Genomic DNA, 16,852 nt, shown 5'->3' with positions numbered 1-16,852 from the left:
TCCTTAACGAAAAATACCCTCTAACCGAAGTTAGAGGGTACAGTTTTTATAGTGATTTCAGAGTGCCCTTTGGCAGAACCGCTGAAACAAAATCTTTCTTAATGGTTACTTCATTATTTGCGTTAAGCTCAATAACAATGTAATCATTTTCGTCAGATGCTTTCGTAATTTTACCTACTAGGCCACCTGCGGTAAGGACTTCATCACCTTTGCCCATAGAAGACATTAGGTTTTTGTGTTCTTTTTGACGTTTCGCTTGTGGGCGATAAATCATAAAGTAGAAGATAACAGCAAACATACCAAGCATGATAAACATTTGCATGCCACCGCCTTGCGCTCCTGCTTCACCAGCTGCATGAGCTTGAGAGAAAAAATTCATTTAATAACGTCCTCGTATCTAGTTTCTAATTTCCGGTTTCTAAAATGTGACCATACACATATCCCTATGGATATATGGGTGATTACTCTGCTTTTAAAGGTCTTTTAATGGTGGAACTTCACGGTCACGGCGTGCATAGAACTCTTCTACAAACTGCTCGAAACGATCTTCTTCCAAGGCCTTACGGATGCTCGCCATAATACGTTGGTAATAACGTAAGTTATGAATCGTATTTAAACGTGCACCTAAAATTTCATTACAGCGATCTAAATGATGTAAATAAGATTTACTGTAGTTCTGACAAGTATAACAATCACATTCAGGATCCAGTGGTGTTGTATCTACTTTATGTTTCGCATTACGAATCTTAACGATACCGCCAGTCACAAATAAGTGACCATTACGAGCATTACGCGTTGGCATAACACAGTCAAACATATCAATACCGCGACGGACGCCTTCAACCAAATCTTCTGGTTTACCAACACCCATTAGGTATCGTGGCTTATCTTCAGGTAGTTGTGGGCACGTATGCTCTAAAATGCGGTGCATGTCTTCTTTTGGCTCGCCTACTGCTAGACCACCAACAGCATAACCATCAAAACCAATTTTCGTTAGTGCTTCAACAGAAACATCACGTAAATCTTCGTATACACCACCTTGAACGATACCAAATAATGCATTCGGGTTTTCTTGGCGATCAAACTCATTACGGCTGCGATCAGCCCAACGAATTGAACGTTCCATTGAAATACGAGCTTCATCGTGCGTTGCTGGGTATGGCGTACATTCATCAAAAATCATGACAACGTCAGAACCAAGATCATATTGGATTTGCATTGATTTCTCTGCATCCATGAAGATCTTATCACCGTTTACAGGGCTACGGAAATGCACGCCCTCTTCAGTGATTTTACGTGTTTTACCAAGGCTAAATACTTGAAAACCACCTGAATCGGTTAAAATAGGACCTTTCCAATTCATGAAATCATGCAAGTCACCATGCAATTTCATGATTTCTTGACCAGGACGCAACCATAAATGGAATGTGTTACCTAGTAAGATTTCTGCACCTGTGTCTTTTACTTCTTCAGGAGTCATACCTTTAACAGTACCGTAAGTACCAACAGGCATAAACGCAGGAGTTTCAACCGTACCACGGTCGAATTGCAGTTGGCCACGACGTGCGCGGCCTTGTTTTTTGATCAGTTCGTATTTCACGAAACCTCCAATAAGCCAGAGAAACAATCTGACGACTTGTTTATTTTGCATTTATTAAGACATTTAATAAATGCACCTCTAGCTACTCTTTTCACTGAAAGGAGTAGTCTAGCTGAAAACGTCCTGTTTTCCTTATTTCACTGGCTCCGTGAGTGAAGTTTGAATTAAGAATGAGCACTAACTCACTTTTTACTACGACGTCTTCTTCGTAATAAACATCGCATCACCGTAACTAAAGAAACGATATTGATGATTTACGGCTTGATCGTACGCTTTCATTGTATTGTCATATCCTGCAAAAGCACTGACCAACATGATTAATGTAGATTCTGGCAGGTGAAAGTTTGTCACCAATGCGTCAACGACTTGAAATTCATACCCTGGATAGATAAATATTTCAGTATCATCAAAAAATGGCGCTAACTCCGTCCCTTGCTTTAAGGCGTGTTGTGCAGCACTTTCTAAAGAACGAACCGATGTCGTCCCAACAGAAATAACGCGACCTCCACGAGCCTTCGTGGCTTTAATTGCATCAACGACTTCTTGAGATACTTCGGCATATTCAGAATGCATATGGTGGTCTAAAATATTATCAACCCGTACTGGTTGAAAGGTTCCAGCGCCAACATGAAGGGTGACGTAAGCAAATTCTCCCCCTTTTGCTTTCATCTTTTCTAAAATGTCTGTATCAAAGTGTAAACCAGCCGTTGGAGCAGCGACCGCTCCCGGTTTTTCATTGTAAACCGTTTGATAACGTTCTTTATCCGCATCTTCATCAGGACGATCAATATAAGGGGGTAATGGCATATGGCCAATTTCATCCAAAATATCCAATACTTTCTTTTCTGAAGTAAAACGAATTTCAAATAATGTATCGTGACGTGCAACCATCTCTGCTTCGTATTCTTGGTTCTCACCTAACCACAGTTGATTTCCTGGTTTTGGTGATTTTGAACAACGAACATGAGCCAACACAGAATGATCATCAAGAACGCGCTCAACTAACACTTCCAGTTTACCGCCAGAGGCTTTAACACCAAACATACGAGCAGGAATAACGCGAGTATTATTAAATACAACAAGATCACCATGCTGTACTAAATCAAGCACATCAGTAAACTGACCATCATGCAATTCACCACTATTACCGTTTAAATGTAATAGGCGACTTGCGGTACGCTCTGGTTGAGGATAACGCGCAATAAGTTCATCAGGTAATTCAAAATGGAAATCGGATACTTGCATGGTTTACTTCTTCATCAAAAATGGCAGACAGAGTAGTATATTCACGCGAAGAGCAATAGCAAGAGGTGAAGGTATATACCTCTCATTTTTTCCTAAAATATGCACTTTAGAGAAGGAAGTTGACCTTAAACAGAGAAAGTTTAATCACAATATAAAACTCTTCAAATCCTAGGCTAGCTCTCACTTTTTTATTTCTCCTGCTTCTATATTTACTATAGGCACGTAAATAACAGGAGCACGCTATGTTTACCGTTAACGATATGATGACAACACATCCTCATACCCTGCTTCGTTCAAATTCATTAGAAGATGCTAAAACACTAATGGATGAACATTGTATTAGGCACATACCGATTATAGAAACAGATCACTCATTGATTGGATTAGTCACACAACGAGACTTATTGGCAGCTCAAGAGTCTTGCCTAGAAAAACCAACATTTGAAGAAATATCAACGTTAGATATCCCATTAAACTCAATCATGCATAAAAATGTCATGAGTATTTCTCCTCATGGGGGATTAAAAGCAGCCGCAGTATTCATGCAAAAACACAAAGTAGGTTGCCTGCCAGTGGTTGAACATGGCAAATTGGTGGGCATAATCACAGATTCTGATTTTGTTACGATTGCGATTAATTTATTGGAATTACAAGAAGAAGTGGATCCGATGGAAATTGATGAATAAAAAAGATAAGGGAGACTCCATTCTCCCTCAAACGTGGTAATACGCTTATCTCTTATTATGTATACCGCAAAAAATGTTATGGGGTTCTATCTAGGTTTAGGCATTCGTTTTAAACTGCTCTTCTTCCGTTGAGCCCGTTAATGCGGTCACTGATGAATTACCGCCTTGAATCGTGTTTGTCATCTTATCAAAGTACCCTGTACCTACTTCTTGCTGATGCGCGACAAACGTATAGCCCTTAGACGCAGATTCAAATTCTTTACGCTGAACCATTTCAACATAATGACGCATGCCTTCACCCTGAGCATAAGAATGCGCTAATTCAAACATGTTAAACCACATGCTATGAATGCCAGCTAGTGTAATAAATTGGTATTTGTACCCCATATCAGCCAGTTCTTGTTGGAACTTCGCAATCGTTTCTGAATCGAGATTTTTCTCCCAGTTAAACGATGGCGAACAGTTATACGCTAATAATTGGTCTGGATATTCTGCATGAATCGCTTCAGCAAATTTACGCGCTTCTTCTAAGCATGGCGTTGCGGTTTCACACCACACTAAATCAGCATAAGGAGAATAAGCAAGACCACGAGAAATTGCCTGGTCAATCCCTGCCGTTACTTTATAGAACCCTTCAGCAGTACGTTCACCTTCAATAAACTCTTGATCATAAGCATCGCAATCTGAGGTTAACAAATCCGCAGCATTGGCATCGGTTCTTGCGATAACTAACGTTGTTGTACCTGCAACATCAGCCGCCAATCGAGCCGCCACTAATTTTTGAACCGCCTCTTGAGTCGGAACCAATACTTTGCCCCCCATATGACCACATTTTTTCACCGATGCTAACTGATCTTCAAAGTGAACGCCTGCCGCACCAGATTCAATCATATTACGCATCAATTCATAGCCATTTAGAATGCCTCCAAAACCCGCTTCTGCATCGGCAACAATGGGAAGGAAATAATCAATGCCTTCTTCTGGTGTTGTGCCTGTTGACCACTGAATTTGATCCGCTCGACGAAAAGAATTATTAATACGCTTAACTACCGAAGGTACTGAATCTACTGGATACAACGATTGATCAGGGTACATCGTTGATGCCGTATTATTATCTGCTGCCACCTGCCAACCAGAAAGATAAATCGCTTCAATCCCAGCTTTCGCTTGTTGGACCGCTTGTCCACCAGTTAACGCACCGAGGCAATTCACATACCCTTTTTTAGACGACCCATTAACGAGATCCCACAGCTTATCCGCTCCTTTTTGAGCAATCGTATTCTCTGGTGCAAAAGATCCACGAAGGTTAATTACTTCTTCCGCTGTGTATGGACGAGTTACCCCATTCCAACGAGGATTTTCAGCCCAATCTTTTTTTAACGCATCAATTTGCTGTTGGCGAGTTTGCGGTTTAAATGTAGTCATAATAGTTCCCTCTTTTATAAATAGTCATAGCCAGTGAGTGTTAAAAAGTCCGTTAGTTGATCGCTGGTGGTTAATTGCTCCATCAGTTTTGCTGCTTGAGTAAATTGTCCTGAATCAAAACGTTCAGTTCCCAACTCCTCTTCTATTATTTTCATTTCTTCTAATAACATGGTTCTAAACAGATCCGCGGTCACTGTGTCACCGTTATCTAGTGTCTTTCCATGTTGTATCCATTGCCAAATAGACGTTCGTGATATTTCTGCCGTTGCGGCATCTTCCATTAATCCATAAATAGGGACGCATCCATTACCCGTTATCCACGCTTCAATGTATTGAACTGCGACTCGAATATTATGACGCATTCCCTCTTCTGTTCTTTCGCCTTCACACGGTGCTAATAGTTCTTCTGCCGTAATTGGCGTATCAGTATCTCGGCTAATGTCTAATTGGTTAGAGCGTTCACCCAATACCTTGTCAAATTCAGCTCTTGCGGTATCAGCCAGTCCCGGATGAGCAACCCAACTTCCGTCGTGTCCATTATTTGCTTCTAATGATTTATCCGTTTGAATTTTATTTAAAACCCAATCATTTTTTACCGGATCTTTTGATGGAATAAAGGCGGCCATTCCTCCCATCGCAAATGCGGCTCTTCGGTGACAGGTTCTGATCAGTAATCGTGAATAAGCATTTAAAAACGGTTTTTCCATTGTCACCGCTTGGCGATCGGGCAATACACGGTCGGGATGATTTTTAAGTGTTTTAATGTAGCTAAAAATGTAATCCCATCGACCACAGTTCAATCCAACAATATGCTCTTTAAGGCTATATAAGATTTCATCCATCTCAAACACAGCAGGCAATGTTTCAATCAATACTGTTGCTTTTATTGTGCCTTGTTTTAATCCGAATTCTCGCTCCGCAAAACTAAACACATCACTCCACCACGCAGCTTCTTGGTAAGCTTGTAATTTAGGCAAATAAAAGTAAGGACCACTGCCTTTCTTTAATGACGTTTGATAGTTGTGATAAAAATAGAGAGCAAAATCAAATAAAGCACCGGGAATAGGTACACCATTAAACAGCACATGTTTTTCAGGAAGATGTAGACCACGAACGCGACAAATCAATACCGCAGGATCTTGTTTTAGTTGGTACACCTTCCCCGTTTCTGGGTTGGTGTACTGAATTGTGCCGTTCATTGCATCTCTCAGGTTTATCTGTCCATCCAGCACGGCCTCCCAAGAAGGAGCTAATGAATCTTCAAAATCGGCCATGAATACTTTTACATTCGCATTCAATGCATTGATCACCATTTTTCTATCTGTCGGCCCAGTAATTTCAACTCTTCGGTCTTGAAGGTCAGTGGGTATCCCTTGAATCGTCCATTCAGATTCTCGAATAGAGCGCGTTTCTTGTAAAAAATCGGGCAATTGGCCTGCATCAATTTGTCTCTGACGATCCTGACGAGTATTAAGTAATTCTGGAATGCGGTGAGCAAACTTATCGACAACATGAGTAAGGAAACGTATTGCGCCAGACGTTAATATTTCTTCTCTTTGTAAGCTATCAGGAGCAATTATTGAGAGTGATTGTTCAGTGGTTGTCATGGTATCTGTCATAGCTTACGCCTCCGGCAAAATTACATTTGTAACTAAAAAACTACCTTTTAGTTTTTATGTCTCATCCTATTAAACTGTTTTTCCGCGAACTCCTATTACATTCCTTAAAGATAGATTCAATTACAACCCCTACCAAAGGCTAATAAACACTTAAAAAATCAGCAATATGTCGCTAAACCTCAGTAAGTTGAGTTATGAGTAAATGCTCTATAGAGGCAATTGTCAAAAATTAATTTTAACAATCAATCAACATTGAAAGACATTAAAGATCCAGTAAAAACGTAATAAAATTACACAAATTAAACCTGTAAAATTGAACATGTAAAATTCACACTTTTAATTACACAAATAAAACAGAGGGATAGACATAAAAAAACAAAAGAGCGACTCTTATTTAAGGGTAGGTAAAAAGAATCTGACGATATACAACAAGAAAGGGAAAGATAGACAGGTCGGATCTGTTTACGGTTAAATATACAGAAATGAGAATTCGATCACTAAAACCTCACAGTATTCAAAAGTAGAAAGGCGCTTATTTAAATGAATAAATAAACGCCTCTTGATATCAAAGTTTTGAATTAAAGATTATAAAATACCTTTAACAACCTCTGCTAGTTGATGGAAGGTTTGTAAGCGAGAAGAGCTTGGACGCCATACTAATCCAATGTCTCTAGAGGCTTCTTGACCGGGTGGTTCAACAACAACCAAGTTTTGATTATCAAGTAATCCGTGTTTGATCGCCATTTGAGGAATAAAGGTTGTCCCTAATCCATTCGCCACCATTTGCACTAACGTATGCAGACTCGTTGCAGTAAAAGGGTTGATTTTTTCTTTGCTGGTTAATTTACATGCCGAAACCGCATGCTCTGTTAAACAATGCTCTTTCTCTAATAAGAAAACAAACTCATCAGGTAATTCATCATAACGAATAGGTGTAGAAATAGAATTCACTTGATCTTTACTGATCACCATTTTGAATGGATCAGAACCAACCACCAAACTTTCCATGCCTGAAATATCAACCGGTAACGCTAAGATAAGAACGTCTAATTGTCCCTGTTTTAATGCGGCCAATAAATTTGTTGTTGTATCTTCTCTTAATAGCAAAGTCAGTTGTGGATAGCTCTTATTCACTTCTTGTACTAAATCACACAATAAGAAAGGCGCAATCGTCGGAATACAACCAACACGAAGCTGTCCTTGCATTGCATCACCCTGACATAGAGAGCCAAGTTCGATTAAATCTTGTCCTTTAGCTAAAAGTTCGCGGCCTTGATCCACAACCTTTTCACCAATTGGAGTAAATATTAATGTTTTTTTATCACGCTCATATAATGGGCAACCAATCAACTCTTCAAGGTTCTGTATCCCTTTACTTAATGTTGATTGACTCACAAAACATTTTTCTGCCGCCTCACCAAAATGGCGAGTTTCATGCAGAGTAATAAAGTAGTGTAACTGTTTTAATGAAGGCCACTTAGTCATCGCTTTTCTCGATTACATCAATCTATTTAATTCGCTTTTTTCAATCATACCTTTTGTACTATAGTTTGTCCTGTTGAAACAATTTATTGTATTGAAAAACAAAGCCAAACACGAAGTTTGGAAAATCTAACTTTTAGGAGATTCAAAAATGGTACTAGTAGGTCGTCAAGCACCAGACTTTACTGCTGCAGCTGTTCTAGGTAACGGCGAGATCGTTGATAGCTTCAACTTCAAAGAATTCACTAAAGGTAAGAAAGCGGTAGTATTTTTCTACCCACTAGACTTCACTTTCGTTTGTCCTTCAGAGCTAATCGCTTTTGACAACCGTCTAGCTGATTTCCAAGCTAAAGGCGCGGAAGTAATTGGTATCTCAATTGATTCACAATTCTCTCACAACGCATGGCGTAACACGGCTATCGAAGATGGCGGTATTGGTCAAGTTAAGTACCCACTAGTTGCTGACGTTAAGCACGAAATCTGTAAAGCATACGACGTTGAGCATCCAGAAGCTGGTGTTGCTTTCCGTGGTTCTTTCCTAATCGATGCTGATGGCCTTGTTCGTCATCAAGTAGTTAACGATCTTCCACTAGGTCGTAACATCGACGAAATGCTACGTATGGTAGACGCGCTAAACTTCCACGAGAAGAATGGTGAAGTTTGTCCAGCACAATGGGAAGAAGGCAAAGCAGGTATGGACGCATCTCCAAAAGGCGTTGCAGCATTCCTATCTGAACACGCTGACGACCTAAGCAAGTAATTGCTAAAATAGAGTATTTTAAATAAAGTACTCGAATGCACCTACGCTCAACGGTGCATGTGGCTAGAATATTAAAAGCGTATAAACGCAGTAGCCTAAAATCAGAAAGTTTGCCTAATACTAAAAGCCCTGAAGTTATCTTCAGGGCTTTTTCTTTATTTGAACAAATCTCTTAATCTGCTCATCAATTTTGACGTATTCTTCACACATCTAAAGTCGACTTTCCCTTACACTAAAAAATTCTCTATTATTTTGACTAAACTCTCATGCCTATCCAAATTGAAGTCTGTATCGACAACTTAGAATCTCTGCATAATGCGATAAATGGTGGTGCCGATAGAATTGAGCTTTGCTCTTCCCTTGCTCTGGGTGGTTTAACACCAAGCTTTGGTTTTATGAAAAAAGCAGCAGCGATCTCTTCTGTTCCGGTTTATGCCATGATCCGTCCTCGTCAAGGCGATTTTCTCTATGATAATGACGATATCTCCGCCATGATTGAAGACATTCATGCTGCTAAACTAGCTGGTTTACAGGGCGTTGTATTTGGGGTGCTAAAAGCAAACGGTGATATCGACATGCCGTTGTCCACTCGATTGATGAAAATAGCGAATGATAATGACTTAGGTGTGACTTTCCACCGTGCTGTAGATCAATGTTCCAATTATAAAAAAGCGATTGAGAACATTGCTGAGTTAGGTTGCGAGAGAATACTCACGTCAGGATTAGCGGCGAATGCTTATGATGGTATGACAGTATTAAATGATATGGTAAAAATGGCTAATGGCCGCTTTAAAATACTTGCAGGAGCTGGTGTCACCGCAGAAAATGCCAAAGAGATCATTGAAAAAACAGGCGTTACTGAAGTTCATTTATCAGGTAAATCAACACGCCCAAGTAAAATGAAGTTGATGCTAGACGGCGTAAAAATGGGGGCCGGTGATTTAGATGATTTTATTGTCCCTATTACTGACTCTAAAAAAATCGATGCGGTAAGACAAAACATCAAATAAATACATTATAAAATAAAAAGGCCAGAGAATTATCTCTGGCCTTTTTCATCGAAAACAATCAGCTCATTATTTTGCTAGTTGAACCGTATTTACATCAACGGCTGTATGTTTCCATTCTTTATCAACTTCACCTTGAATCACTAATTTTGTTTCAGGCGTTGCTTCAATGCCATTCCAATCACGATGATCAATCTCAACAATCATCTCACCTGTTGCATCTTTAAATTGATACTCTTCGTCACCTAATGAAGCAACAATATAGCCAATTAACGTCACTGGTGTATCGTCTTTTGCTTCTTTAGCAACTTGAACCGTATTTACTGTAACCGTACTTGGCCCAGTGAAACCACCTTTAACCACTTGAGTGTTTTGAGCGGCAAACGCACTTGATGATGCCAATACTAATGCACTTACTAATATAATTTTTTTCATTTTATTTATTTCCAATTTGATTAATGAATTTCTATGACTACATATTAGAAGTAGTAAGCTGAACTCAACATGAATGAAGATGAATTCGCAATATTATCTACTTGGTAGCTTGCTGATGCGCCCAATGCTAGGTTTGGGATCACCATGTATTCAATGCCAACACTAGCGATACCACCAAGAACCGTGTCTTTTTGTGATTCACCACCTGAACGATTTTTTGTACTTTCAATATCATCATTCGTAATTAATTCAAACTCATCTTGTGATGAAGAATTATATTTGTATTGAGTATAAGTTAAACCTAACCCCGTTTTTAATTGCAATTTATCGTTAAAATTATAGAAATACACAGGTTTTACGGTTAATTGAGTAGCATCTAAATCGGCATCCCACTCACGCTCTTGAGAAAATCCGGCTTGCTCACTTGGATTAATCATTTTACTTTGAGAGTCATCACTTTCAAATTTCTTATAACCCAGTTCAAGACCAAAATCATTAATTCGATAGCCAATAAATCCACCAAAAGTATCACTTGAATCATCAGGTGATAAAGAAACAGAATCCGCAGAATAAGTAGTCGAATAATTATGATCAATTGACGTAACACCGTATTCTAAACCAACGTACGTTGCTGCAATTGTAGTTGTCGACGTCGCCGCCATCAGTAAAAATACATACTTTTTCATTATAAATTCAATCCTATCGTTATGGGGTTAAGCTTGGTCTTAATTCTCAATATGAATACTATAAAGAAGAGATCGTGAAGAAAGTGTGAAGATTCTCTCTATTCAATTTGTATCAATTCATTAAGAATTATTAGACTCGCTCTATAGGTTTTTAAATAGCTGTAATAATTTACAGTATCTAAAAAATACATACTTTTTCATCATAAATTCAATACAATAAGAAGAGTTAACGAAGGATGCGTGAAGAGTTATTTAATAACTCAATTTATTGATAGGAAATAAGTAGATATGGCAAAAGATCTCTTTGCAACGTTAGATTTAAACTTACTAAGAACTTTTTTAATTCTCTCTCAAGAATTGAATATGCGAAAAGCTTCTGAGCGTTTATTTGTGTCTCAACCCGCAATCAGCCAAGCATTACAAAAGCTGCGTAATCATTTTGATGACGAGCTCTTTGTGAAAGTTCATCATGGCCTAAAAGCTACGCCATTTTCTGAAGAGTTAGCGGAAAGTATTCACCCGTATCTTGATGGATTATCATCGGTCTTAAATACCTCAAAAAACTTTCAGCCAAGCGAGTTACAACAGACATTAAAAATAGCACTGGCTCCTCAAGTATTGACCTGCCTATCTGGTGCTTTATTTCACGAAATAAGAGAAAACGCGCCTAATGTCGACTTACAATTATTTAATTGGTCAGCATCAACCTTCAGCGATCTAACCAAAGGAAAGCTAGATATAGCGATTAATTATGAGTATGACCACGTTCCAAAAGAGCTCATTTCAAGTAACTTAATGACTATTAAAGGCTGTGTGATTGTTAGAACCGATCACCCAATAAAAAAACAAATAGCAACCCCTTATGACTTTGAAGGATATGAACTTGCCTCTTTAATTATTCCAGGTTGGAACGATAATAAAAGTCTCGCAGGTAAAGTCTTAGAAAATTTAAATATCAAACATAAAATTGGTTTTCGCTCAGAGTTACCAATGGCATTAATTGATGTTGTTCAACATACTAATATGTATTTTCCTTCAACGTCGTTGTTTCCTACTCACCAGTACTTAGGCTTAAGGCGCATTGATCTTGCTCTTGGTGACGTGCCTCTGAATTATCCTATCTATAGCTATTACCATCAAAGGCACAAGAAAAACCCTCTGCACTCATGGCTAAATCAACTCATTACTGATTTATTATCTGATGCTCACCACTAAATGCTTATAAATAAAGGGCAAAACAAACCAAATAATAAGCAGTACTTATTATAGATATAATAACTGGTGATTAGAAAGTAATCACCATTCTCAATATTATTCATTCCATCAAACGGAAACAGATTTATCGGTAAGCAAGGACGCTCATTACTAAATCTAATTTATGATTAATATTGAGAGTTATAAAATGAAAAAAACTATTTTAGCACTATCCCTAACTGCCATCTTTTCTTCTTCTGTTATGGCAGAAACCATTCAGAACCCAGCGGAACTTCCAGGAATTGACAACTCTATTCCATCTGTACCAGAACGACCAAGTCCTGATTTTGGAAGCACTCCCGACTGGGGACTAGGTCCAACTCAACCACCGATGGTAACAGAACCTGAATGGCAAGTTCCTTCTAATCCAGTTGAGCGACCTCAACCTGACTCACCAGTGGAACGTCCGCAACCAACAGATCCTGATTTTGGTCAAGCGATTCCAACTCAACCACCAGTCGATAATACACCAAACCGTCCAACACCTGATTATGGAGATACTCCTCATTGGGGAATCGGACCAGATAAGCCAGTTGATCGTCCGGAGCCTGTAGACCCAGATTTTGGTCAATCCGTACCAGAGCAACCACCGGTTGATAATACTCCAGATAGACCAAATCCAGGAGTACCGACACAACCTCCAGTTGATAATTCACCAGAGCGACCACAACCACAAGAACCAACACAGCCACCAGTAGATGACAATTCACCTGAACGTCCAACTCCAGATTACGGCGATACACCTGATTGGGGAATTCCACACACAACTGACGGTGAACGCATTACCACACTAGAAAATGACTTTAAAACGATGGCAGAAGAAAACAACCGTCGCTTCAATGAGCAAGATGAAAAAATCGATGGTGTTCGTGCAGGCTTACATGCGGTCGCCAATGCGCGTCCATTTGTAACTAGTGGTGAGTTTGCAATCGGTGCTGGTGTCGGTTTCTCTGGCTCTAAAGAGGCATTAGCGCTAGGTGGTGCTTATGGTATCAATGAGCAATTAAGTGTTTCTGGTACTTTCCATTATGAATCATCAGGTAGCTACTCATCATCGGATGTTGCTGGCGGCGTTGGTGTTCAATACAGCTTTAAATAAATAACTCTCGCCCCACCAAGGATTGGTAGGGCACTTTATTCTATCTATAATTTGACCTTATTTTTAACTACACAATATTCTGTCTTTGACATGTTATCTTATGATAGCCCTTGCCTCTGTCTCTCATCCAGAGGCTTTTTTTCTTTACCCATATCGATTTCTTTGTTCAAATAATAAAAAATCAAAGGATTGATCGTATGGCTAAAGACTTATTCTCCAACTTAGATTTAAACCTCTTAAGAACTTTCATCGTTCTACATCAAGAAAGAAATATGCGTAAAGCCTCTGAACGCTTATTTGTATCTCAACCAGCAATCAGTAAAGCATTACAACGCCTACGAGATCATTTAAATGATGAATTATTCGTAAAAACCCATCATGGCCTTCGTGCTACTGAATATGCAAATCAATTGGCTGAAAGCATATCACCAATACTTGATGACCTTTCTTCTACGTTAAACGAAAGTAATGAGTTTAACCCTCAAGAACTTGAAGGAGTTATCAAACTAGCACTATCTCCTTTTCTTTTAAGCACAATAGCCAATAAATTATTTCAAGCGATCAGATCTGAAGCGCCTAATGTTCAAGTACAGCTATTAAACTGGTCTAAATCAACAATGACCGACATCATCAATGATGAAGTTCAATTAGGCCTTAATTATGAAATAGGCCATGCGCCAAAAGAGTTAATTCAAAAACCAATTGCTCAAGATCGCTTTACTGGCTATGTCCGAAAAGATCACCCCTATAAAGGCAGTAGTATTGAAGTAAAAGATGGCGTTCATTTTGAATTAGCAACCGTCATTGCTGTTGATTGGAATTCCCATCAATCTTTAGCTGAAAAAATACTAAAGATTAAAGGCTTAGAAGCAAATATTGGTTTTAGATCAGAATTACCATCAGCCGTTATTGATGTCGTTAATAACTCAGACATGATGTTTCCAGCTTCTAAATTCTTAGATATCGAGCATAATAATCAGCTACGAAGCCTTAAAATACTATTTGATAATCAATATATTAACCCAAAAGTTTGTGTTTATTATCACCACAAAAATAGAAATAACGCGACCATGTTATGGCTAAAAAAAATCCTTCAATCATTACTCATTGATAACCTGTAGTTATTACGACTATTCTTATCTCTCATTAATAACTCAGCGTTAAAGCCTCTATTCTTTTAAGGGATTAGAGGCTTTTTTGTGCATTTCATATACTTCTCTCATCGGCTAGGAACGCCACAAACAAGCACTGATGCTTTCCATAATTATGGCGATTACGCCAACCATTACATTAAGAGAGAACACCAATATGAAACTTAAATTAATTGCATCATTAGTTGCTGCATCATTCCTAGCAGGCTGTTCATCTTCTGGTTCTTCTGATTCAGGTTCTACAGCTCCTCAAGATGGTATAGCTTCAGTTCAATATTTTGAAGGTGAAAATGCTCAAGCAGCATTAGTAACGGGTGATGAAGGAACTTACCAAACAGCTATAATTAAAGGCAAAGAAACAGACACTCTTATTCGTATTAATGGTCAGATATTTACAACAGATGGCGATAGCGTAAAAGACGTAAATAGCGTCACTGTTGGTCATATTCAGAAGGAAGGCGATTCAATTATCTTTCATGGTAACCATGGCGCAGAAGTAAATTTAAATGTTGTAAATGGCAGATTAATTGTAACCGATGTTCAGCACCCAATAGATCCTAACTACGGAATTATACCTACACCAGATCACCCAATTGAAATAGATCCTGAAGCCGATAATGGCCGCAGTGTGGATAAAATTGCAGATAATGCTTGGGTTGTAACTACTCATGGAGAAATTGACGGCTACATAACTATTGAGAATGGTACAGTCTACCTTCGTGATAGCGATAGAAATGAAATCACAAATTGGAAACCAATTGACCCAGGTTTTGGCGCGCTCCCAACACCTGAAAATCCAATCGAACGTCCTTCCCCTCAGAACCCAATACAACTAGATCCTGAAGCTGATAATGGTCGCAGTGTGGATAAAATTGCAGGTAATGCATGGGCAATAACCACTCATGGTGAGGTTGATGGATATATTACCATTGAAAACGGTACAGTCTACCTTCGAGATAGTGACAGAAATGAAGTTAAAAACTGGAAACCAATTGACCCAAGCTTTGGAGTTATCCCTACTCCAGAAAGCCCAATTGAACGCCCTTCACCTCAAAATCCAATAGAGCTGGGTCCTGAAGCGGATAATGGACGAAGCGTTGATAAAATTGCAGACAATGCGTGGGTGATAACTACCCATGATGAGATTGATGGCTATATCACGATTGAAAATGGCACCGTTTACCTTCGTGATAGCGATAGAAATGAGATCACAAATTGGAAACCAATTGATCCTAATTTTGGAACCAAACCAACACCTGAAAAACCAATAGAAATTGATATTGAAGCTGATAACGGACGTAGTGTAGATAAAATTGCAGATAATGCGTGGGCAATAACAACTCACGGTGAAGTTGATGGTTACATCACTATTGAAAGTAGCACTATCTACCTGCGTGACAGTGATCGAAATGAGATTAAAAGCTGGAAACCGCAGTTACCAAAAGATTTAAACGACATTAAACAAAAAGCTAAATCTCTATCACAAGAACAGCGTCAACAAATTAAACAAGCAATCAAGGATAGAACTGCACGTTCGTAAATACATTAACGTTCAATAGATAAAGCAAGGAGTCGCTATTTTGGTGACTCCTTTTTTATTTTTACTACTGAGTACTTAATTATGCGCCTTTCGCTTTTATTGTTATCTCTAATTACTTCTTTATCTGTTTCTGCGAAATACCACGAGCCAGATTTAAGCGTTCAACTGTCTCAAAATAATGATAAATGGGTAGGAAGCGTTACTGCAAACCTTCAAGCTACAGAAGAAATTAGCTTCACAGCAGATATTGATTCAACTGGGTATTTAGAAATTGGTTCCGGCTATGGTGTCATGCTTGGCCAATTTTATACCGAAGCATTTGTAAGTTACGGACGAGCAGATTTTATTGATATTTATAATGTTGGATTGTTTACCGGAACAGCATTAACTCAAGACATTATGATTTTTGCTAACACCTCTCATGAGTGGCGCGAATCTATTTTTTCTGATTGGTTAGACACAGATAGAGAATGGAAAAATACACTTGGGGCTAGCTACACAATTAATCAATGGAGTAACTTTAGTTATTCGTTTACTCATGACCGAGAATTAACGGGATCAAAAAGCCATTACAACAGCCAAGATATCACTCTTACCTTAAAGCCAAAATGGGTAGAGCCTTATGTTAAATACACCTTTGGTGAATCTAGAGTGAGCCCAAGTGATAGAACAAGAACCGAAAACAGTTATGAAATCGGATTTAACTTGCGCTTTTAATCTTTGGAGGAATTATGACTTTTTTAATTATGCTTTCGCTTCCTCTAATCGTTTTGTTTATATCCATAAAATCAATGATACAAGATAAGTAATTACCCTTTGGTAACTCTCTCCCCTGCATAAGTAAGTTGGTGCAGGGGCTTTTT

The 16,852-nt window shown here is 38.7% G+C and carries 16 protein-coding genes; 8 read left to right on the top strand and 8 right to left on the bottom strand.

The window, feature by feature from the left end; all coding sequences use genetic code 11:
* Positions 1 to 46: 46 nt before the first annotated feature.
* The 3 genes from yajC to queA form a co-directional block, all read right to left on the bottom strand.
* Complete coding sequence (yajC, locus tag A6E04_RS12730; RefSeq protein WP_012550921.1) at positions 47 to 379, bottom strand: preprotein translocase subunit YajC; 333 nt, start codon at positions 377 to 379, stop codon at positions 47 to 49.
* A gap of 93 nt (positions 380 to 472) precedes the next feature.
* Positions 473 to 1,600 carry a tRNA guanosine(34) transglycosylase Tgt gene (gene tgt, locus A6E04_RS12725; protein ID WP_026025367.1) on the bottom strand — a complete coding sequence of 376 codons (1,128 nt, stop codon included), beginning with the start codon at positions 1,598 to 1,600 and terminating at the stop codon, positions 473 to 475.
* Between the two features lie 192 nt (positions 1,601 to 1,792).
* Positions 1,793 to 2,845 carry a tRNA preQ1(34) S-adenosylmethionine ribosyltransferase-isomerase QueA gene (gene queA, locus A6E04_RS12720; RefSeq protein WP_065611583.1) on the bottom strand — a complete coding sequence of 351 codons (1,053 nt, stop codon included), beginning with the start codon at positions 2,843 to 2,845 and terminating at the stop codon, positions 1,793 to 1,795.
* 242 nt (positions 2,846 to 3,087) lie between these two features.
* Between queA and A6E04_RS12715 the strand changes: the two genes are divergently transcribed.
* Positions 3,088 to 3,531 carry a CBS domain-containing protein gene (locus A6E04_RS12715; RefSeq protein WP_017021236.1) on the top strand — a complete coding sequence of 148 codons (444 nt, stop codon included), beginning with the start codon at positions 3,088 to 3,090 and terminating at the stop codon, positions 3,529 to 3,531.
* A gap of 96 nt (positions 3,532 to 3,627) precedes the next feature.
* Here A6E04_RS12715 and aceA read toward each other — a convergent pair whose 3' ends face one another.
* The 3 genes from aceA to A6E04_RS12700 form a co-directional block, all read right to left on the bottom strand.
* The gene (gene aceA, locus A6E04_RS12710) at positions 3,628 to 4,956 is read right to left on the bottom strand and encodes an isocitrate lyase (RefSeq protein WP_012550925.1); all 1,329 of its coding nucleotides are present in this window, start codon (positions 4,954 to 4,956) and stop codon (positions 3,628 to 3,630) included.
* A gap of 14 nt (positions 4,957 to 4,970) precedes the next feature.
* On the bottom strand, positions 4,971 to 6,575 hold the full coding sequence (aceB, locus tag A6E04_RS12705; protein WP_065611582.1) for a malate synthase A: 1,605 nt from the start codon (positions 6,573 to 6,575) through the stop codon (positions 4,971 to 4,973).
* 585 nt (positions 6,576 to 7,160) lie between these two features.
* Complete coding sequence (locus tag A6E04_RS12700) at positions 7,161 to 8,060, bottom strand: hydrogen peroxide-inducible genes activator (protein WP_065611581.1); 900 nt, start codon at positions 8,058 to 8,060, stop codon at positions 7,161 to 7,163.
* A 148-nt stretch (positions 8,061 to 8,208) separates the two neighbouring features.
* Between A6E04_RS12700 and A6E04_RS12695 the strand changes: the two genes are divergently transcribed.
* Both A6E04_RS12695 and A6E04_RS12690 read left to right on the top strand, forming a co-directional pair.
* Complete coding sequence (locus tag A6E04_RS12695) at positions 8,209 to 8,817, top strand: peroxiredoxin C (RefSeq protein WP_012550928.1); 609 nt, start codon at positions 8,209 to 8,211, stop codon at positions 8,815 to 8,817.
* Positions 8,818 to 9,083: 266 nt separating this feature from the next.
* Positions 9,084 to 9,827 (top strand): copper homeostasis protein CutC, encoded by a 744-nt coding sequence (locus A6E04_RS12690; protein WP_065611580.1) that lies wholly within the window; start codon positions 9,084 to 9,086, stop codon positions 9,825 to 9,827.
* A 66-nt stretch (positions 9,828 to 9,893) separates the two neighbouring features.
* On the opposite strand, the gene A6E04_RS12685 is transcribed toward A6E04_RS12690, so the two are convergent.
* On the bottom strand, positions 9,894 to 10,259 hold the full coding sequence (locus A6E04_RS12685; RefSeq protein ID WP_012550930.1) for a NirD/YgiW/YdeI family stress tolerance protein: 366 nt from the start codon (positions 10,257 to 10,259) through the stop codon (positions 9,894 to 9,896).
* A 44-nt stretch (positions 10,260 to 10,303) separates the two neighbouring features.
* Positions 10,304 to 10,945, bottom strand: a complete 642-nt coding sequence (locus A6E04_RS12680) for an AcfA family outer membrane beta-barrel protein (RefSeq protein WP_017021240.1) — start codon at positions 10,943 to 10,945, stop codon at positions 10,304 to 10,306.
* 288 nt (positions 10,946 to 11,233) lie between these two features.
* Between A6E04_RS12680 and A6E04_RS12675 the strand changes: the two genes are divergently transcribed.
* From A6E04_RS12675 to A6E04_RS12655, 5 genes are all read left to right on the top strand, one after another.
* On the top strand, positions 11,234 to 12,160 hold the full coding sequence (locus A6E04_RS12675) for a LysR family transcriptional regulator (RefSeq protein ID WP_065611579.1): 927 nt from the start codon (positions 11,234 to 11,236) through the stop codon (positions 12,158 to 12,160).
* A 187-nt stretch (positions 12,161 to 12,347) separates the two neighbouring features.
* Complete coding sequence (locus tag A6E04_RS12670) at positions 12,348 to 13,298, top strand: YadA-like family protein (RefSeq protein WP_244886274.1); 951 nt, start codon at positions 12,348 to 12,350, stop codon at positions 13,296 to 13,298.
* 197 nt (positions 13,299 to 13,495) lie between these two features.
* Positions 13,496 to 14,419: a LysR family transcriptional regulator gene (locus A6E04_RS12665; protein ID WP_065611577.1), complete on the top strand. Its 924-nt coding sequence runs from the start codon at positions 13,496 to 13,498 to the stop codon at positions 14,417 to 14,419.
* A gap of 187 nt (positions 14,420 to 14,606) precedes the next feature.
* Positions 14,607 to 15,989, top strand: a complete 1,383-nt coding sequence (locus A6E04_RS21490; RefSeq protein WP_244886273.1) for a hypothetical protein — start codon at positions 14,607 to 14,609, stop codon at positions 15,987 to 15,989.
* An 81-nt stretch (positions 15,990 to 16,070) separates the two neighbouring features.
* Positions 16,071 to 16,706: a hypothetical protein gene (locus A6E04_RS12655; RefSeq protein ID WP_065611575.1), complete on the top strand. Its 636-nt coding sequence runs from the start codon at positions 16,071 to 16,073 to the stop codon at positions 16,704 to 16,706.
* The last annotated feature ends 146 nt before the right edge of the window (positions 16,707 to 16,852 follow it).

It is taken from the genome of Aliivibrio logei, assembly GCF_001691055.1.
Lineage (GTDB): Bacteria > Pseudomonadota > Gammaproteobacteria > Enterobacterales > Vibrionaceae > Aliivibrio > Aliivibrio salmonicida.
The sequence above is the reverse complement of the archived record's forward strand: the minus strand, read 5'-3'. Positions and strand labels throughout refer to the sequence as shown.